General features: G+C 57.9%; 17 protein-coding genes. 8 read left to right on the plus strand and 9 right to left on the minus strand.

Annotation, left to right across the window (positions count from 1 at the left end; all coding sequences use genetic code 11):
- Window positions 1–592: 592 nt before the first annotated feature.
- The 4 genes from ACYVB2_RS12145 to sucC all read right to left on the minus strand — a co-directional run bounded on the left by ACYVB2_RS12145 (window position 593) and on the right by sucC (window position 4,465).
- Window positions 593–1,270, minus strand: coding sequence for an FHA domain-containing protein (locus tag ACYVB2_RS12145; protein WP_382433526.1), 678 nt, complete (start codon window positions 1,268–1,270; stop codon window positions 593–595).
- 85 nt (window positions 1,271–1,355) lie between these two features.
- The gene (locus tag ACYVB2_RS12150) at window positions 1,356–2,150 is read right to left on the minus strand and encodes a Stp1/IreP family PP2C-type Ser/Thr phosphatase (protein WP_382433524.1); all 795 of its coding nucleotides are present in this window, start codon (window positions 2,148–2,150) and stop codon (window positions 1,356–1,358) included.
- Window positions 2,151–2,389: 239 nt separating this feature from the next.
- Complete coding sequence (gene sucD, locus ACYVB2_RS12155) at window positions 2,390–3,286, minus strand: succinate--CoA ligase subunit alpha (protein ID WP_382433522.1); 897 nt, start codon at window positions 3,284–3,286, stop codon at window positions 2,390–2,392.
- An 18-nt stretch (window positions 3,287–3,304) separates the two neighbouring features.
- On the minus strand, window positions 3,305–4,465 hold the full coding sequence (gene sucC, locus ACYVB2_RS12160; protein ID WP_382433520.1) for an ADP-forming succinate--CoA ligase subunit beta: 1,161 nt from the start codon (window positions 4,463–4,465) through the stop codon (window positions 3,305–3,307).
- 181 nt (window positions 4,466–4,646) lie between these two features.
- Here sucC and argC point away from each other — a divergent pair, with 181 nt between their 5' ends.
- A complete protein-coding gene (argC, locus tag ACYVB2_RS12165; RefSeq protein WP_382433518.1) occupies window positions 4,647–5,579 on the plus strand; it encodes an N-acetyl-gamma-glutamyl-phosphate reductase in 933 nt (310 codons plus the stop codon).
- A gap of 104 nt (window positions 5,580–5,683) precedes the next feature.
- A complete protein-coding gene (locus ACYVB2_RS12170; RefSeq protein ID WP_382433516.1) occupies window positions 5,684–6,328 on the plus strand; it encodes a hypothetical protein in 645 nt (214 codons plus the stop codon).
- Between the two features lie 28 nt (window positions 6,329–6,356).
- Here ACYVB2_RS12170 and recX read toward each other — a convergent pair whose 3' ends face one another.
- Window positions 6,357–6,809 (minus strand): recombination regulator RecX, encoded by a 453-nt coding sequence (gene recX / locus ACYVB2_RS12175; RefSeq protein ID WP_382433514.1) that lies wholly within the window; start codon window positions 6,807–6,809, stop codon window positions 6,357–6,359.
- 9 nt (window positions 6,810–6,818) lie between these two features.
- A complete protein-coding gene (gene recA, locus ACYVB2_RS12180) occupies window positions 6,819–7,952 on the minus strand; it encodes a recombinase RecA (RefSeq protein ID WP_382433512.1) in 1,134 nt (377 codons plus the stop codon).
- 141 nt (window positions 7,953–8,093) lie between these two features.
- On the opposite strand from recA, the gene ACYVB2_RS12185 reads away from it, so the two are divergent.
- The 3 genes from ACYVB2_RS12185 (at window position 8,094) to ACYVB2_RS12195 (ending at window position 10,827) form a co-directional block, all read left to right on the plus strand.
- Window positions 8,094–8,591: a MarR family winged helix-turn-helix transcriptional regulator gene (locus ACYVB2_RS12185; protein WP_382433510.1), complete on the plus strand. Its 498-nt coding sequence runs from the start codon at window positions 8,094–8,096 to the stop codon at window positions 8,589–8,591.
- Window positions 8,592–8,661: 70 nt separating this feature from the next.
- Window positions 8,662–9,336 (plus strand): response regulator, encoded by a 675-nt coding sequence (locus ACYVB2_RS12190; RefSeq protein WP_460536734.1) that lies wholly within the window; start codon window positions 8,662–8,664, stop codon window positions 9,334–9,336.
- Window positions 9,337–9,372: 36 nt separating this feature from the next.
- Window positions 9,373–10,827 carry a sensor histidine kinase N-terminal domain-containing protein gene (locus ACYVB2_RS12195; RefSeq protein WP_460536737.1) on the plus strand — a complete coding sequence of 485 codons (1,455 nt, stop codon included), beginning with the start codon at window positions 9,373–9,375 and terminating at the stop codon, window positions 10,825–10,827.
- Window positions 10,828–10,854: 27 nt separating this feature from the next.
- On the opposite strand, the gene ACYVB2_RS12200 is transcribed toward ACYVB2_RS12195, so the two are convergent.
- From ACYVB2_RS12200 to ACYVB2_RS12210, 3 genes are read right to left on the minus strand one after another with little or no spacing between them, the layout of a single operon-like run.
- The gene (locus ACYVB2_RS12200; protein WP_382433504.1) at window positions 10,855–11,748 is read right to left on the minus strand and encodes an SPOR domain-containing protein; all 894 of its coding nucleotides are present in this window, start codon (window positions 11,746–11,748) and stop codon (window positions 10,855–10,857) included.
- A 15-nt stretch (window positions 11,749–11,763) separates the two neighbouring features.
- On the minus strand, window positions 11,764–12,615 hold the full coding sequence (locus ACYVB2_RS12205) for a biotin--[acetyl-CoA-carboxylase] ligase (RefSeq protein WP_382433502.1): 852 nt from the start codon (window positions 12,613–12,615) through the stop codon (window positions 11,764–11,766).
- Window positions 12,612–13,160, minus strand: coding sequence for an SET domain-containing protein (locus ACYVB2_RS12210; protein ID WP_382433500.1), 549 nt, complete (start codon window positions 13,158–13,160; stop codon window positions 12,612–12,614). The genes ACYVB2_RS12205 and ACYVB2_RS12210 overlap by 4 nt, the downstream gene beginning before the upstream one ends.
- Before the next feature lie 127 nt (window positions 13,161–13,287).
- Here ACYVB2_RS12210 and ACYVB2_RS12215 point away from each other — a divergent pair, with 127 nt between their 5' ends.
- From ACYVB2_RS12215 to ACYVB2_RS12225, 3 genes are read left to right on the plus strand one after another with little or no spacing between them, the layout of a single operon-like run.
- Window positions 13,288–16,167 carry a DNA topoisomerase III gene (locus ACYVB2_RS12215; protein ID WP_382433498.1) on the plus strand — a complete coding sequence of 960 codons (2,880 nt, stop codon included), beginning with the start codon at window positions 13,288–13,290 and terminating at the stop codon, window positions 16,165–16,167.
- Between the two features lie 18 nt (window positions 16,168–16,185).
- Window positions 16,186–17,229, plus strand: a complete 1,044-nt coding sequence (locus ACYVB2_RS12220; RefSeq protein ID WP_382433496.1) for a restriction endonuclease — start codon at window positions 16,186–16,188, stop codon at window positions 17,227–17,229.
- A gap of 44 nt (window positions 17,230–17,273) precedes the next feature.
- Window positions 17,274–17,801, plus strand: a complete 528-nt coding sequence (locus ACYVB2_RS12225; protein ID WP_382433494.1) for a hypothetical protein — start codon at window positions 17,274–17,276, stop codon at window positions 17,799–17,801.

Below are 17,801 nucleotides of genomic sequence, written 5' to 3' on the forward strand. Positions count from 1 at the left end.
CGAACAGGACAGTGAAACGACTTCGCGCCGATGATAGTGCGGGTTCCCGTGTGAAAGTAGGTCATCGTCAGGCTCATTATTCAAGCTACCCCCTCTGATCTCTACGGTCAGAGGGGGTTCGCTTTTTTACGATAGATATTCTGTAGAAGTATTAAATCTCTTTGGGTGCAATTGAATGCTTGAGGGTGAAACCTCTGCTTTCTAGGTACAATGGCAACCGGGGGCCGTTAGCTCAGTTGGTTAGAGCAGAGGACTCATCAAAATGGTGACCCTGTTGTGAAAGCAGCAGTGGAAAAATCGGGTGAATTCAGGGAAACCGTCAGTCAGTTGTCTGACCCGGCAATCCTGAGCCAAGTCCACCGAAGGCAGGTCGTTATTCGATCGGTAGGTGGGAAGGTGCAGAGACTAGGATGTGCGGAGCCAATCCAATAAGCATCCCCAGAGCGCCCGACACCCTCAACCTATCAGATGTGTTCTGATGGGTCAGGGTGATGAGATAGTCCGGGGAACAGGGAAACCTGTGCCAACCTGAATCCTTTGGTCGTTGGTTCAAGTCCAACACGGCCTACCAAATTTTCTGTTTTTTGCCAGATCAATTCTGTAGGAATTGCATCTCTGTGCCTGCCAGTTCCAACAGGTCTCCATGGTGCAGTGGTACTGGCTCAATGCCAATGTGCATGCCATTGTGTGTGGGGGTGTCTGGCCCTTCTACATGGGCTAGCACGTAACCGTGCTGGCGTCGCGTGATGGCCGCTACGGCAATACCTGGTTTACCAATGGTGGTTACTACCTTGGTCAAAGGCACTTCTCTGCCTACTGCTGCACCAGACAAGACCCGTATGCAAGCATTGCCACCATCGGTGGTGGGATTGTTTGCGTGCGCGATAGGAGCTGTGACGGGCGTGGTGCGGTTGCGTGGTGGTAAGGGTGGCGGAACCATGCCAGGCTTGAATACCATCGTTTTGGCATAGTCCTCTGCTTCGTTTTCGTCTAAGAAACGAATTTTGTATTTACCCAATTCGATGACATCACCGCCGTGCAACCATTGGCGTTGTACGGCCTTGCCGTTGACATAGGTGCCATTGGTACTGTCTAAGTCTTCGACTTCGACACCGCTATGGTGCATGTGCAATACGGCATGTTCGCCACTGATGGCGAGGTTGTCGATCACGATGTCGTTGTAGGGCCGCCGACCGAGCGCGGTGCGCTCTTTGGTGAGCTGCAATTCCTTGATGACTACGCCGTCGATCGAGACGATCAGTTTTGGCATGGCCTATTCCTGCGGTTGGTGGGTTGGTGGGTCATGGATGGGAGGAAAAGCATGCAATGTGCCATGAAAACGGGTGTCATGGCCCTTATGCCGTACCCAGCAGACGAGAAACCAGGCTGCGCTTACGGGCAGGCACTGGGCCATCTGCATAAATCAGCACTACACTGATATTGTCGCGGCCTCCGTGGGCGTTGGCCGTATCAACCAGTCGCTGGGTTTTTTCTTCCAGCGTGGCATCGGTGCTCAGAATGCTGCTCAAGTCCGAGTCGTTGACCATTTCACTGAGGCCGTCAGAGCACAGTAAATAGAGGTCTTGGGCTTCAACAGAAAATTCATTGCTTTCTACTTGCACATCTTCTTCTACTCCCAGTGCCCGTGTTACCAGATTGCGCTGACCTGATTGTGCTGCTTGTTCTGGGGTAATCAGGCCCGCATCGATTTGTTCTTGTAGCCATGAGTGATCGCGGGTGATTTGAACCAAACGGCCTGCCCGCAGCCGATAGCAACGTGAGTCACCTACATGGGCCAGCATCAGTTTGTCATCCCACAATACGCTGGCGACCACGGTGGTACCCATGCCTGAATATTGTGTGTTGCTCTGTGCTGCATGGAAAATAGCTTGGTTGGCATGTTCTACGCAGGACTCGAGTGCTTGGCGCATCTGCGGGCCTGGGGGGGGCTGGCGTGTCTCTGCTAACCATCGGGCCATTTCTGTGCGGATCAGCTCGGTGGCCATGTGGCTGGCTACTTCTCCGGCGTTGTAGCCTCCCATGCCATCGGCCAGTACGACCACTTGGGCTTGGTGGTCGATACTGACGGCATCTTCATTATTGCTGCGCACGCGACCTTGGTCGGTGCAGGCACTGAACGCGTATTTCATTTTTGTGTACTGTTGCCCAAGGTTCAGGCGAGGCCGAAGGTGGTGGTATGGCAACCGGGAGCTATCCACGGCTACGAAAAGTCTCCCATGCGGTCTGTAGAAACGCAAGCAGGTGAAATCATAGACTAGGCTGATACGGATCTGGCGCTCAAAAGGTACAAAGCGTCTGGGGCACGCAGGCCACAGACGCTTTGGTGGTGCAGACCTGGTTTGTGACCAGGATCAGGCAAAGGCCCCGCTTACTTCAGTTGAGCCTTGAGCAGCTTGCCCAATTCAGAAGGATTGCGGGTGATGACGAAACCGCATTCTTCCATGATGGCCAGCTTGGCATCGGCGGTATCAGCGCCACCAGAGATCAACGCGCCTGCGTGGCCCATGCGCTTGCCGGGAGGGGCTGTGACGCCAGCGATAAAGCCAACGATTGGCTTTTTCATGTTGTCTTTGCACCAGCGAGCAGCTTCGGCTTCGTCGGGGCCACCGATTTCACCGATCATGATCACGGCGTCGGTGTCGGGATCGTCGTTGAAAGCGCGCATCACGTCGATGTGCTTCAAGCCGTTGATGGGGTCGCCACCGATACCGACGGCAGTCGATTGGCCCAGACCCACTTCGGTCAGCATGGCCACAGCTTCATAAGTCAGGGTGCCCGAACGCGAGACCACACCAATGCGGCCCTTGCGGTGGATGTGACCGGGCATGATGCCGATCTTGATTTCTTCGGGGGTGATGATGCCGGGGCAGTTGGGGCCGAGCAGCAGGGTTTTCTTGCCACCAGCGGCTTCTTTGGCCTTCATCTTGTTGCGCACTTCCAGCATGTCCTTGACCGGAATGCCTTCAGTGATACAGATAGCCAAGTCCAGATCGGCCTCTACGGCTTCCCAGATGGCAGCGGCAGCACCGGCTGGGGGCACGTAAATCACCGACACGGTTGCGCCGGTTTGGGTAGCCGCTTCTTTAACGGAGGCGTAGATTGGGATGTTGAAAATCGACTCGCCAGCCTTCTTGGGGTTCACGCCCGCGACGAAGCAGTTTTGGCCGTTGGCGTATTCCTGGCACTTCTCGGTGTGGAACTGACCAGTTTTGCCCGTGATACCTTGGGTGATGACCTTGGTGTCTTTGTTGATATAGATCGACATGTTCTTTCCTCTGCGGGCTTACTTGACGGCGGCGACGATTTTGGTCGCGGCTTCGGCCATGGTGTCGGCGGCGATGATGGGCAGACCCGACTCGGCCAGCAGTTTCTTGCCCAGTTCTTCGTTGGTACCCTTCATGCGCACCACCAGCGGTACGGACAGGTTCACTGCCTTGCAAGCGGTGATCACACCAGTGGCGATGGTGTCGCACTTCATGATGCCGCCGAAGATGTTGACCAAGATGCCCTTGACGTTTTCGTTCTTGAGCATGATCTTGAAGGCTTCAGTGACCTTCTCAGCGGTAGCGCCACCGCCGACGTCCAAGAAGTTGGCGGGCTCGCCACCGAACAGCTTGATGGTGTCCATAGTGGCCATGGCCAGACCAGCACCGTTGACCAAGCAGCCGATGTTGCCATCGAGGCTGATGTAGGCCAGATCGAATTTGGAGGCTTCGACTTCAGCGGGATCTTCTTCGTCCAGATCGCGGAAGGCCACGATTTCGGGGTGACGGAAGAGTGCGTTGGCGTCAAAGTTGAACTTGGCGTCCAGAGCGATCAGGTTGTTTTTGCTGTCGCGGTTGAGCGGGTTGATTTCGACCAACGATGCATCGGTGTCCATGTAGCACTTGTAGAGCTTTTGGAAGATCTCTACTGCTTGGGCGGTGGACTCGGCAGGCAGGCCGATGCCGTTGGCGATCTTGGCGGCTTGTTCTTCGCCCAAGCCCGTCAGCGGGTCGATGAACTCGGTGACGATCTTTTCGGGGGTGGAGTGGGCCACTTCTTCAATGTCCATACCGCCTTCGCTCGAAGCGATGAAAGCCAACTTTTGTGTGGCGCGGTCGGTGACGATGGAGACGTAGTATTCCTTCTGGATGTCTGCGCCGTCTTCGATATAGAGGCGACGTACCTTTTGGCCTTCGGGGCCAGTTTGGTGGGTCTTGAGCTGCATGCCCAAGATTTCGCCTGCCAGACGTTTGACGTCATCAATGCTCTTGGCTACCTTGACACCGCCGCCCTTGCCACGGCCACCAGCGTGGATCTGGGCCTTGACAACCCACACGGGGCCGCCGAGTTTTTGTGCCGCTTCGACCGCTTCTTGTACGGTGAAAGCAGGAATGCCGCGAGGAACGGGCACGCCGAACTGACGCAAGATTTCCTTGCCTTGGTATTCGTGAATCTTCATGAGGTCTCGTCTCTCTCAGGAAAGGGATTTCACCCGCCTGCCGGGCGGTATGTCTGGCGGCGGGCTGGGGACATGTCAACTGCCAAATGTATCATGCTGTGAGGCGTCATATCTTATGGCGAACTTACATATAAGCGGTGGCATGTGCTGCTGCGCATCATTTTTTTGTAGGAGCGTGACGATGGCTACCGTTTTTATTGATGGTGAAGCAGGTACCACAGGGTTGCAGATCCGCGAGCGGCTGCAAGATTTGGCGCAGGTGGAGTTGGTCAGCATTGATCCGCAGCGGCGCAAAGATCCGGCTGCCAAGCGTGACCTGATAGCGGGGGTGGATTTGGTGGTTTTGTGTTTGCACGACGATGCGGCCCGCGAGACGGTGGCCATGGTCGATGCGATTACGGCCGAGACGGGTCGTACGATCAAAATCGTGGATGCCTCTACTGCGCACCGCACTACGCCCGGTTGGGTCTATGGTTTCCCAGAGCTGTGTTTGGGGCAGGCCGATGCCATTCGGGTGGCGGACAGGGTGGCTAATCCGGGTTGCTACGCTACGGGCGCTATTGCTTTGTTGCGTCCCTTGGTCGATGCCGGATGGCTGCCAGCGGACTTTGCGGTGGCGTTGCCATCGGTCAGTGGTTATAGCGGTGGTGGCCGGCCTATGATCGAAGCCTATGAAGCGGGCAAGGCTGCTCCGTATGAGGCCTATGCGTTGGGGCTGGCGCATAAGCACATTCCAGAAATTTTGCACTACACCGGCATGACACGCCGTCCAGTGTTTATTCCGGCTGTGGGCAATTTTGCCCAAGGCATGTTGGTGCAGTTACCGTTGCATTTGGATGATTTGCCCGGAGCACCCAAAGCTGCTGATTTGCATGATGCTTTGGCAGCGCACTATGCCCGTACCAATACGCCTGCACAGTGGGTGAAAGTGTTGCCTCCTACTGAGGATCTGAAATTGGCTGCCGATACGCTGGCAGGTACGAACGCGTTGGAATTGCGCGTGTTTGCCAATGAAGCCCATCGCCAGGCGGTGTTGATTGCGCGTTTGGACAATCTGGGGAAAGGGGCCAGTGGTGCAGCCGTACAGAATTTGGGACTGATGCTGGGTTGGTGAGAGCCACGGCTGTTCATCCAGTCTTAAGCTCCTGTTTGCAAGATAGCGGGCATAGAGAAATGCCCGTACCGCAGGGCTTTTGCGGATTGCATTAGGAGTACCCCATGTCCCATAACGACGACAGCTACACCCACGGCACGGGCCGTAATGACCAAGATCTGTACCGCTTTGACATTCAAAATGGTGCAGTGGTGCGTGTTCAGGAATGGGATGAGGGGCGTTGGAAGAGCGAGCGTATGGATGCCGATGAGGTGTACACGCTTGAAGGCACCGATGTCATTAAAACAGAGATCGAAACCTATGGTCGGGAGGTGACACGGTATGTCGATCCTGAGGGGGACGGCTTGTATGCCAAGTTTTCTGAGCAGTGGTTGCCCGCTACCAACGCCACCGGGGGTATGACGCCCGTCACGACCCAAACCCTGTATAGCCGTGGTGGTGATACGGATGACCATCTGGCCGTGCGCCCAGGCCAAGACCCTGCGTTGGGTGGACAAGGGTCAGACACCTTTGTGGTGCGTGAATGGGGGCATGTGGTGATTGGTGATTTTCACCACCATCAACAGGATCGGCTGGTGTTTGATATGGGCCAAGGCGTGCAGTCCTTGGAGGATTTGGTGCAGCGGCTGACAGATCTGCGTTGGCAGGGTGATGATTTGGTGCTGGAAATGGGGGATCAGGCATCGGTGATGCTGCTGGGTGTGCGCACCAATGGGATTGCCGTTGAAGATATGGATTTCTTGAGTTGATGACCGCGGGGCTGCTGGGGGGGGGCGGTCAGGGGACAACGCGGCGGATGGTGTCGGCGGCAAAGCCGCGCGCAGCCAGGAAGCGCATTTGGCGCAGGCGTTCGCGTGGGTTGGAGGGGGCGCTGCCAAAGCGCCGCTGCCAGAGTGACTGGGCACGTTCTTGTTCGCTACCAGAGGTGCTGTTTTGCAGTTGTGTGAGTGCTTCTTGTATGGCGGTGTCATCCACCCCCTTGGTACGCAACTCTTGGCGCAGGCGTATCGCACCCATGCGCCCCGCTTTTTGGTGCAGCACCGATTCAACGACCCGTGCTTCGTTGATGAAGCCTTTGGTTTCTAGATCGTCTAACAGACTTTGGAGATTGTCTCCCTCTTGGACGTGGGGTGTGAGTTTGCGTTCCAGCTCGGCACGCGAGTGTTCGCGTGCCGACAGGTAGCGCAAGGCACGGCCTTTGAGCGAGAGCGGTGGGCGGGTCAGTGCCATGCGGCGGAATCAGTCCAGCACTGCGGGGTCGACTTTGGGTTCTGATTTGCGGCCTCGGGGGCTGGGGGTCACAACGGTGTCGCTGGCCGCCTCTTGGTGGGTTGCTGGGCCAGGGGGCAACAAGGCAATGCCCAGGCTCTCTCGTACTTTGTTTTCAATTTCGTGGGCCAGCGGTGGGTTTTCGCGCAGAAATTCGCGGGCGTTGTCGCGGCCTTGGCCGATTTTTTCCCCACCGTAGGCATACCAAGCACCAGATTTCTCGATCAGTTTGGCCGCTACGCCCATGTCAATGATTTCACCCTCGCGCGAGATGCCTTCGCCAAACAGGATGTCGAATTCAGCGGTTTTGAATGGGGGGGATACCTTGTTTTTGACTACCTTGACTTTGGTTTCGTTGCCAATGACTTCTTCGCCTTTTTTGATGGAGCCTGTGCGGCGGATGTCTAGGCGCACCGAGGCATAAAACTTGAGTGCGTTGCCGCCGGTGGTGGTCTCGGGGCTGCCGAACATGACACCGATCTTCATGCGGATTTGGTTAATGAAGATGACGGTGCAGTTGGTTTTCTTGATGCTGGAGGTGAGTTTGCGCAGTGCTTGGCTCATGAGGCGGGCTTGCAGGCCGGGCAGACTGTCGCCCATGTCGCCTTCCAACTCGGCTTTGGGGGTGAGCGCGGCTACCGAGTCCACTACGATCAAATCAACCGCGCCAGAGCGTACCAAGCTGTCGACGATTTCGAGGGCTTGTTCGCCAGTATCGGGTTGGCTGATCAGCAAGTCTTCGAGGTGTACACCCAGTTTTTGTGCATATTGGATATCGAGGGCATGCTCGGCATCCACAAAAGCACATTGACCGCCAATTTTTTGCATTTCGGCAATGACTTGCAGTGTCAGGGTGGTTTTGCCCGAGGATTCTGGGCCGTAGATTTCGATCACACGGCCTCGTGGCAGGCCACCTACTCCCAGGGCAATGTCCAGCCCTAAGGAGCCGGTGGATACGACTTGAATGTCTTCAATCACCTCGCCCTCATCCAGGCGCATGATGGTGCCTTTGCCAAATTGTTTTTCGATCTGTGCCAATGCTGCGGCCAAAGCTTTGGCTTTGTCGCTGTCGGCGGGCATGCTGCGGTTGGAGGGAGTGCTCATGGAATATCTCCTGAAAAATCAATGGGTTGGCTAGTAAGCCGGGTTCCAGGGAAACGGATGTGTGGACTGGCTTGGGTGCAAGTTTATCGGATGGTTAAAATCAAAAAAACCATTTTTTAGTCAGTTTGCCTGATAAAAAAGATGCCTAAAACCGATGCTTTTTCTTTGCGTGATGAGGGGTGGCGCCAAACCCATTTGGGCCGTCTGATGGGCCACGCCTTGCGCCGTTTTGATGCGAGGGTGTTGCAGTTGATGGCCCACAATTTGGAGGTGCCACTGGCCCTGTCGAACTTGGCTGCCCGCGATCAGATCAGTGCTGCCCATATCCATATCACGCGCCATTTGTCCTTGCAGGGTGATCGTCTGACCGATCTGGCACACCGTGCAGGCATGAGCAAACAGGCGATGGCCGATTTGGTCAATCAATGTGTGGCTTGGGGGCTGGTGGTGCGTGTGCCCGATGTGCATGATGCGCGGGCGCGGCGTGTGTGCTTTACGCCGGTGGGTTTGGCATGGTTGCAGGCCTTTCGTGAGGCGGTGGAGCAGGCTGAAACCGAGTTTCGGGCGGAGGTGGGCGATGAGGTCGCTACGGTGGTGGCCTTGGGGTTGGAGGCCTACGCAGGCAGTTATGTGCCTTGAGTCTGGGCGAGAGTGGTTGGCACGCTCCTAGAATTGGCGCCTTTCACCGACCTGACACAGGATTTTTTCCATGCGCATTTTGATTGCCGAAGATGACCAAGTGCTGGCCGATGGTCTGCTGCGTACCTTGCGCAGTTCGGGGGCTGTGGTAGACCATGTAGCCAGTGGTAGCGAAGCCGATGCTGCCTTGATGACCAACCATGAGTTCGATCTGCTCATTCTTGATTTGGGCCTGCCCAAGGTGCATGGCCTTGAAGTGCTCAAACGTTTGCGCAGCCGAGGTGCAACCTTGCCTGTGCTGATCTTGACGGCTGCCGACAGTGTGGAGGAGCGCGTGAAGGGACTGGACTTTGGTGCTGACGACTACATGGCAAAACCGTTCAGCTTGCAAGAGTTGGAGGCCAGGGTGCGTGCATTGGTGCGCCGGGGGGCTGGTGGGGGTAGTGCCACGATTCGTCACGGGCCATTGGTTTATGACCAAGCCGGACGGGTGGCGACGATTGACGGCAAGATGGTGGAGCTGTCTGCGCGTGAGTTGGGCCTCTTGGAGGTGTTGTTGCAGCGTGCTGGGCGTCTGGTGAGCAAAGACCAGCTGGTGGAGCGCCTGTGCGAGTGGGGCGAGGAGGTGAGCAACAATGCCATTGAGGTTTATATCCACCGCTTGCGCAAGAAGATTGAGAAAGGCCCGATCCGCATTGCTACGGTGCGTGGTTTGGGTTACTGTCTGGAAAAGATTCCGGGCTGACATGGGCAGCGGTTTCTTTTTTGCGTGGTCTTTGCCTTGAAAATTTTCCAGCGTGAACAACGCTCCCTGTTTGGTGAGATCCTAGACTGGATGCTCACACCCTTGCTGCTGCTGTGGCCAGTGAGTTTGGCGCTGACTTGGCTCGTGGCTCAAGGGATTGCCAACAAGCCGTTCGATCGAGCACTGGAGTACAACGCCCATGCGCTGGCCCAATTGGTGACGGTGTACCGGGGCAAGGTGCAGTTCAATTTGCCACAGCCTGCCAGCGAGATTCTGCGCGCCGATGACTCGGACATCGTCTACTACCAAGTCACTGGCCCGCGTGGTGAATGGTTGTCTGGGGAGCGTGATTTGCCAACGCCGCCACAGGACGAATCGCCCAGCACTTCGGAGGTGCGCTTGCGAGATGCAGAGCTGCGTGGCATCGATATCCGGGTGGCCTACATCTGGGTGCGTTTGCCCATGACGGGCAAGGGGCTGGCTTTAGTGCAGGTGGCTGAGACGCGGGAAAAGCGCAGTGTGCTGGCTACCGAGATCATCAAGGGAGTGATGCTGCCGCAGTTCATCATTTTGCCGTTGGCGGTGTTGCTGGTCTGGTTGGCACTGGCGCATGGCATTCGGCCTTTGCACCTGCTGGAAGAGCGTATTCGGGCGCGCAGCCCAGATGATTTGAGTCCACTAGACCACAAGGCCGTGCCGTTGGAGGTAGCGCCTTTGGTGGATGCGGTGAACGACCTGCTCAACCGCTTGCATGACTCGCTGGCTACACAAAAACGCTTTTTGGCCGATGCCGCCCACCAACTCAAGACGCCTTTGGCAGGGTTGCGGATGCAGGCGGATTTGGCCCAGCGCGAAGGCACCAGTACCGAGGAGCTCAAACGCTCGTTGCAGCAGATTGGGCGCTCGAGCATTCGGGCCACCCACACAGTGAACCAACTGTTGGCATTGGCCCGTGCCGAGGGCAGTGGTGCAGTAATGCCCCGCCAGCCCTGCGATTTGGCACGGTTGGTGATTGAGGTGGTGCGTGATTCGGTGCCCAGAGCGTTGGACAAGCGCATTGACTTGGGTTATGACGGTGCCGAACCTGGTGATCCGGGGGTGCGGATTGATGCCAACCCGACTTTGATCATGGAGTTGGTACGCAATTTGGTGGATAACGCCATCCATTACACCCCCTCTACTGCAGAGCAGCCGGGTGTGGTGACTGCCAGGGTGCTGACGGATCTGGAGAACCAAAGTGTGGTGTTGCAGGTGGAGGATTCGGGGCCGGGCGTGCCAGAAGCTGAACGGGAGCTGGTGTTTCAGCCGTTCTATCGTGCGTTGGGTACGGAGGCCGATGGCTCTGGGTTGGGGCTGCCAATTGTGCTGGAGATTGCACGCCAGCACGGTGCCCAAGTGAGCCTTGAAGATGCGCATCCAGGACACATGCACCCCGGTGCCTTGTTCACCGTTGGTTTTACTGCTTTGCCGGTGCCAAACGAAGAGGCTTAGCACACGGTTGTGCCGTGCTGCGCAGCATCAGTCGTTGCTGCAAGGCCGCAGGGTCTTACCGGCGAGTGCTGGGCGCAGGGTGTTGGTGATGCGCTGGCGTGCGTCGGCAGCTATGGCGGGCAGGCGTAAAACAAAGGCTGGGGTTTCGGTGCGCTCTTGCACTACGCGGGCACTGCGTACACCTTTGGTTCCCAATTGGGCCAAGGCACGTTGGGCCGCTTCTTCGGTGGAGTAGCGCCCTAGCGATAGGCCCGGCTCCAGTGCTTGGATACGTGGGCGGTCGTAGGCGACATTGCGTTCGCGCAATTCGTTGCGTTTCTTGTTTAATGTGTCCAAATCGGGGAAGCGCCCCATGTAGACCATCCAGCGCCCAGGCAAGGTGGCGCTATTGAGGTTCCAACTGTTGGCAGGTAGGCTGCCCAAGGCTTTGCGCAGCACATCGGCTTGTGCCGTATCGAAAGCACCCGCTTGTAGGCAGACTGTGCTCGGTTCAGGTTTGACTGCTGTTTTGGCGTCTGGTTTGGTTTCTGGTTTGCTGTGGTCTGCTTTGTCGGTGTCGGGTTTTTGTTTTGGTGGCGGGGCAGCCAAGGCCGCGACTGGCGGTGTTACCACAGGCTCTGGGGTGCTAAGGACTGGCACTGCCGGCGGTGGGGGGGAGGGTGGAGGCACTGGCTCGGGGGGCGCAGTGGTTGGCGCCGTGGGGGGCGTAGTGGTGGGGCGAGTTGTCTCGTCTGTGCTTGGCGGCGCTGTAGAGCCTGTTTTGGGCAGGATACGCAAGGCTTCGGGGTGGAGTTGCTGGCTGAGGCGTTGGGGTTCTGCCTCTTCACCTGAGGTGCTTTGGCCTATGGGAAGTAGCCCATGAGACCAAGCGTAATAGCCAGCATTGGCCAGTGCCAAGACAAGAACGGTAAAACGTAACATGACAACAAAAACGGTTCAGGCTGGCAGGGTTGCGGCTGCATGGGCAGGACGCACGCTAATTTCGGAGCTGGTGATGTGTTGCATGCCCGAGGCGGTCATGACGCGCAGTGCGCCATCTTCACCAATGCCATGTGCGGTGCCCGTTTGACCATCGCTGAGTACCACGGGGCGGTTTTGTAGTACGTCACGCAGATCGAAGCGGGCTTGCACTGGGCCAAAACCATAATGTTCAAAGGCCTGAAGCATGCAGACCAATGCAGGCACTGTCTGCATCAGGGCGGTCGGGGCGTCGATGTGGGCATCAATTTCTTGCAGGCAGGCGGCAGGCAGAGACAGCCCAGTGCTGTCTTGCGGGCGCACGTTGATGCCGATACCGATGACCACATAGCGGGTACTGGTGGCGGTGGCGGGGGTCTGGGGGGCTATGAAGTTGGCGGTTTCTACCAGAATGCCGCCGAGTTTGCGATCGCTGTGCTGATCACAAAGCCACAAATCGTTGGGCCATTTGAGGCCTAAGCGGGGTTGTGGGCTGTTTGGTGGTGGCAGCACGGGTTGCAGGCTTTCGGCAACGCTCACGCCCACGGCCAGTGACAGACCCGACCAGTCTGGTGGTGTCAGTGGCAAACCCAGTGAGAACATCAATGAGTCGCCGGGCTGGCCTTGCCACTGGCGGCCCAGCCGACCCCGCCCGGCAGTTTGTGCCTCGGCTACCAGCAAAATGGGATCGCACTGGCCTGCACGGGCGCGGCGCATAAGCTCGGTGTTGGTGGAGTCGATGCGGGGTAGCACTTCGACGGTAAAGCGCGGCCATTGGGCAGAGATGGTTTCCCACAGTGCCTCGGCGGGCCAATGCAAGGCAGCAGTCATGCGGAACGCTCTTGGGTGGTGGACTGGATGGGGGAAACGGGTGAGGATGGCATGGGAGGCCTCCAGCCGCGTTTGGGGGCCAGCAAGGTGCCGCGGCATGTGCTGCTGCCGCACCAGCAAGGGTATTGGGCCTTGAGTTTGGCGGTGTATCGCTCTTGCAGCATCAGGCCGTAGTCGTAGTTCAGCTCTTCTCCGGCGGCAATGTTGCGCAGGGCGGTGATGAAGATGCGGCCTTCGCGCTCGTCGGCGTAGCAGTTGGGGGCGCAACTGTGGTTGATCCAGCGTGAGGAGTTGCCGCCAAAGAAGGCATCAATGACGCGGTCTTCATCCACATGGAAGTAGAAGGTATGCTGGGGTTGCAGCGGATCGTGTGGGTGGCGGTTTTGTGCCTCCTCCCAACTGATGATCTGGCCGGTGTACTCGATGATGACTTCGCCCTCGGCAATGTCTTGCAGGGCAAAGACGCCTTTGCCATGAACCCCCGAGCGGCGGGTCTGGATGCGGCGGCCCCCGGAAGGGGTGATGGAAGGCGCGGTGCGGGGCATGGCAAAACTCTGTTAACTTCAATGGGCACACATGCGCGTGCGCGTGTACGCGCGAAGAACACAGATTGTAGGAGCGCCCGGCCAGACACGCCGGATGCACAAATTCCCCATAGAGAGAAATTGCCCCATGAGCAAGACCCTGGTCATTGCAGAAAAGCCTTCGGTAGCCCAAGACATTGTGCGTGCCCTTACCCCAGTGGTGGGCAAGTTTGACAAGTACGACGACCATTTTGAGAATGAACGCTACGTGGTCACCAGCGCCGTGGGCCATTTGGTAGAAATCCAAGCGCCGGAGGCGTTTGATGTCAAGCGCGGTAAGTGGAGCTTTGCCCATTTGCCAGTGATTCCGCCGTATTTCGACCTCAAACCGGTAGACAAAACCAAAAGCCGTTTGGCGGCGGTGGTCAAGCAAGCCAAACGCAAGGATGTGACCCAATTGGTCAATGCCTGCGATGCCGGGCGCGAGGGCGAGCTGATTTTTCGGTTGATTGAGCAGTACGCTGGTGGCAACAAGCCTTTGGGCAAGCCAGTGCAGCGGCTGTGGTTGCAGTCGATGACGCCACAGGCGATTCGCGATGGCTTTCAGCAGTTGCGCAGTGATGCCCAGATGCAGGGGCTGGCCGATGCAGCCCGCAGCCGCTCCGAGGCAGACTGGTTGGTGGGTATCAATGGTACCCGTGCCATGACGGCATTTAACTCGCGCGATGGCGGCTTTTTTCTGACCACGGTGGGTCGGGTGCAAACGCCAACCCTGTCGCTGGTGGTGGAGCGCGAAGAAAAAATCCGCAAATTTATCAGCCGTGATTATTGGGAAATCCATGCCAGCTTTGCTGCCCAAGCGGGGGACTATCTGGGGCGCTGGTTTGATCCGCAGTGGAAAAAAACCGACGACCCCGAACAGCGTGCCGACCGGGTGTGGTCGGCACCACAGGCCCAAGCCATTGCCGATGCGGTGCGCGGACGCCCGGCCCAGGTCAGTGAAGAAAGCAAGCCCAGCACGCAGGCCAGTGGTTTGCTGTTTGATCTGACCAGCCTGCAACGCGAGGCCAACAGCAAGTTTGGCTTTTCGGCCAAGACCACATTGGCACTGGCACAAAGCCTGTACGAGCGCCACAAAGCCCTGACCTATCCACGTACCGATTCGCGCGCTTTGCCCGAAGACTATGTGCCAGTGGCCCAGCAGACCTTTGCCATGCTGGCAGGCAGCGGTATGGCGCACTTGGCTCCCTATGCCCAAATGGCGTTGAGCCAAGGCTATATCCGGCCCAACAAGCGTATTTTTGACAATACCAAGGTGTCAGACCACTTTGCCATCATCCCCACCCTGCAAGCACCGGGCGATTTGAGTGAGGCTGAACAAAAACTCTACGATTTGGTTGTGCGCCGTTTCATGGCGGTGTTTTTCCCCAGTGCTGAATACTTGGTGACCACGCGCATCAGCAAAGTGGAGCATGCGGGGCAGAGCCACCACTTCAAAACCGAGGGCAAGGTGCTAGTCAAGCCGGGCTGGTTGGCTATCTATGGCAAAGATGCTGCCAGCGAGGTGCAAGATGCCAAAGAAGGCGATAAGGGCCAAAATCTGGTGCCAGTGCAACCCGGTGAGCAGCCACTGGCCCAGCAGGCCGACCCCAAGGCGCTCAAAACCCGCCCCCCAGCGCGCTATTCTGAAGCCACCCTGCTGGGGGCGATGGAAAGCGCGGGCAAGCAGGTAGAAGACGAAACCATGCGTGAGGCCATGCGCGAAAAGGGTTTGGGCACGCCAGCCACTCGGGCGGCCATCATTGAGGGCTTGTTGACCGAGAAATACATGCTGCGCGAAGGGCGCGAGATGATTCCTACGGCCAAGGCGTTTCAGTTGATGACGCTGTTGCGCGGGCTGGGGGTGCAGGAGCTCTCGCGTGCCGACTTGACCGGCGAATGGGAATACAAGTTGGCGCAGATGGAAAAGGGCCAACTGAGCCGCGACAGCTTTATGACCGAGATTGCCACCATGACCGAGCGCATGGTCAAAAAAGCCAAAGAGTACGACCGAGATACCATCCCCGGCGACTATGTGCAGTTGCAAGCCCCATGCCCTAATTGTGGTGGTGCGGTAAAAGAAAACTACCGCCGCTATGCCTGCGTGGGCAAGTCGGGGGCAGAGTCATGCGGATTCTCATTTGGTAAATCGCCTGCTGGGCGTACTTTTGAGCCGGTAGAGGCAGAGCAGTTGCTGGCCCAGCGCCGTATTGGGCCGCTGGAGGGGTTTCGCTCCAAGGCGGGCTGGCCTTTTGTGGCTGAGATTGTGTTGGCCTACGATGAGGAGGCACACAACTACAAGCTAGAGTTTGATTTTGGCGAAGACAAGAACGCCATTGACAGCGGTGAGGTAGTGAGCTTTGCGGGCCAGCAGTCGCTGGGTGCTTGCCCCCAGTGTGGGGCGCCTGTGTATGAGCATGGCAGCCACTATGTGTGTAGCCATGCCGTAGCCACGACAGCGCAACCGGCGGCGACCTGCAACTTTAAGAGTGGCACGGTCATTCTGCAACAGCCGGTGGAGCGTGAGCAAATGCACAAGCTGCTGACGGTGGGCAAAACCGACCTGCTCGACAAGTTTGTCAGCCAGCGCACCCGCCGGGCCTTTAAGGCATTTTTGGTTTGGGACAAAGCTGCTGGCAAGGTTAACTTTGAGTTTGAGCCGCGCGAATCCAAGTACCCGGCCAAAGCCGGAGTGGCTGCCAAAACCACCAAGCCAGCGGCCAACAAAGCGGCCAAAGCCGCCAAAGCCCCGCGCCAGCCCGCAGCAGGCAAACTGCCCAGTGCAGCACTGGCCGCAGTGATTGGTGAAGGTGCCGTGGCCCATACCGAGGTCATCAAGAAGATTTGGGAGTATGTGCGCGCACACGATTTGCAGGACGCCAGCAACAAGCGGGCTATCAATGCCGATGCCAAGCTGCTGCCGGTATTTGGCAAGCCCCAAATCACCATGTTTGAGTTGGCGGGTATTGTTGGGAAGCACTTGGGCTGATGCTGCGGAGGGCGGGTGATGGCACGTCGTAAGCAAGAAGATCCCACCGTGATGGGCGAGTTGCAGGCACTGACCCGCAGCGCCATTGGCGTGGCAGCTTGGTTGCCTTGGTGGCTGGGGGCCTTGTTGGCTGTGGCGTTTTATGTGGGTTTGCACTACGTTGCCAGCCAGCCCCGCCCTGAAGTTCATAGCTTGGTCAGTTTGTACCAGCATTTGGGCACCTTGTTGGTGCGTGGGTTGGCCACCATTGGCCAGTATGTGTTGCCCGCACTGTGTTTGGCTGGGTCGTGGCTGGCCTGGAGTGAGCAGCGCAAGCGCACGCAACTGCTGCAACAAGTGACGGCCAACCCAGCTGTCGATGCGTTGGACGACATCACCTGGCAAGAGTTTGAAGTGCTGGTGGGTGAGGTGTTTCGCCGTTTGGGCTACCAAGTGGAAGAGACCGGCGGTGGCGGTGCCGATGGGGGCATCGACCTGATTTTGCGCCGCAACGGCGAAAAATTTTTGGTGCAGTGCAAGCAGTGGAAAGCCTTTCGCGTCAGTGTGGAGGTGGTGCGCGAGATGTTTGGCTTGATGACGGCCAAAGGTGCCGATGGCGGCTTTGTGGTCACGTCTGGGCGTTTTACCAAGCCAGCGCGTGAGTTTGCCCAAGGGCGCAATTTGTCGCTGATTGATGGCCCAGCGTTATTGCAGTGGCTGCACCAGACCCAAGCCAAGGAGATCTTCCGGCACAAGTCGGCACGACCGGTGCCGGTGGCGCAGACGCCCCCCACACCCGCCCCAGTGCCACCCACTTCTCGGCGTGTGCCGCCACCCGCGCCACGGCCTGTCCCTGTGGGCGCTCCAGTGGCCGCCCAGCCTAGGTCGGGGCCAGCCGCTGGCTCTATAGAGGCGGGGCGCGCATCGGCCCACAGCCATGCTGTGGACGCGCCACCCCCATGCCCAGTGTGTGCCGCACCTATGCTGTTGCGTCTGGCCCGCAGAGGCCCACAGGCTGGTCAGCGGTTTTGGGGTTGTGTGCACTCGCCCGACTGTGATGGCACGCGGCCAGGGCCGGGTTGAGCCATTCACCAACGTGGGGGCGGGCTTGTAGTAAGGTTCTCCCCATGAACTCGATTTTTCAACCCTCCTCCGCCTTGTTGCAGGCTGCCTATGCCCATTGTGCTGGCATGGCCAGTTCTATGTTGGCCCGTGATGGTCAATTTGACCCAGCGTTGTTTCTGATTGGCCAGCCTGCGCAGGGGCAGGATTTTCAAAGTTGCCGTTTGGCTGGCGCTGGTGCCCAGGCCATGCGCGCTTTTCATGGGTCGGAAGAGGCTGCTGGCAAGCTCGCGACTTTTATCCGGGCCAGCCTGACCTCATCGACCCGCGAGTATGCGGCGTTGCAGGCGCAAATTGGGCCTGTGGTGCTGGCGGTGCATGTGTTTCCGGCGGCACTGGCTGTGCAGGAGCAGGTCACGCCTTTGGAGGGGAGCACGCCGGTGTTCCAGCCCGATGGGCGTCAGCAATACCTCGTGGTGGCTTTGCACACGCTACAGGGCATTGATATGGCCTTGTGTCCACTGTTACGCGATAGTGCGGGCCAGCTGACTGCCCAGATAGTGCCCATAGAGCTGACCCACTGTCTGCCTTGA

Source organism: Giesbergeria giesbergeri (assembly GCF_054779375.1).

Coding starts and splice junctions, on each gene's coding strand:
- ACYVB2_RS12145 (WP_382433526.1), bottom strand. CDS start 1,270: ATGCCAAAACTGATCGTCTCGATCGACGGCGTAGTCATCAAGGAATTG.
- ACYVB2_RS12150 (WP_382433524.1), bottom strand. CDS start 2,150: ATGAAATACGCGTTCAGTGCCTGCACCGACCAAGGTCGCGTGCGCAGC.
- sucD (WP_382433522.1), bottom strand. CDS start 3,286: ATGTCGATCTATATCAACAAAGACACCAAGGTCATCACCCAAGGTATC.
- sucC (WP_382433520.1), bottom strand. CDS start 4,465: ATGAAGATTCACGAATACCAAGGCAAGGAAATCTTGCGTCAGTTCGGC.
- argC (WP_382433518.1), top strand. CDS start 4,647: ATGGCTACCGTTTTTATTGATGGTGAAGCAGGTACCACAGGGTTGCAG.
- ACYVB2_RS12170 (WP_382433516.1), top strand. CDS start 5,684: ATGTCCCATAACGACGACAGCTACACCCACGGCACGGGCCGTAATGAC.
- recX (WP_382433514.1), bottom strand. CDS start 6,809: ATGGCACTGACCCGCCCACCGCTCTCGCTCAAAGGCCGTGCCTTGCGC.
- recA (WP_382433512.1), bottom strand. CDS start 7,952: ATGAGCACTCCCTCCAACCGCAGCATGCCCGCCGACAGCGACAAAGCC.
- ACYVB2_RS12185 (WP_382433510.1), top strand. CDS start 8,094: ATGCCTAAAACCGATGCTTTTTCTTTGCGTGATGAGGGGTGGCGCCAA.
- ACYVB2_RS12190 (WP_460536734.1), top strand. CDS start 8,662: ATGCGCATTTTGATTGCCGAAGATGACCAAGTGCTGGCCGATGGTCTG.
- ACYVB2_RS12200 (WP_382433504.1), bottom strand. CDS start 11,748: ATGTTACGTTTTACCGTTCTTGTCTTGGCACTGGCCAATGCTGGCTAT.
- ACYVB2_RS12205 (WP_382433502.1), bottom strand. CDS start 12,615: ATGACTGCTGCCTTGCATTGGCCCGCCGAGGCACTGTGGGAAACCATC.
- ACYVB2_RS12210 (WP_382433500.1), bottom strand. CDS start 13,160: ATGCCCCGCACCGCGCCTTCCATCACCCCTTCCGGGGGCCGCCGCATC.
- ACYVB2_RS12215 (WP_382433498.1), top strand. CDS start 13,288: ATGAGCAAGACCCTGGTCATTGCAGAAAAGCCTTCGGTAGCCCAAGAC.
- ACYVB2_RS12220 (WP_382433496.1), top strand. CDS start 16,186: ATGGCACGTCGTAAGCAAGAAGATCCCACCGTGATGGGCGAGTTGCAG.
- ACYVB2_RS12225 (WP_382433494.1), top strand. CDS start 17,274: ATGAACTCGATTTTTCAACCCTCCTCCGCCTTGTTGCAGGCTGCCTAT.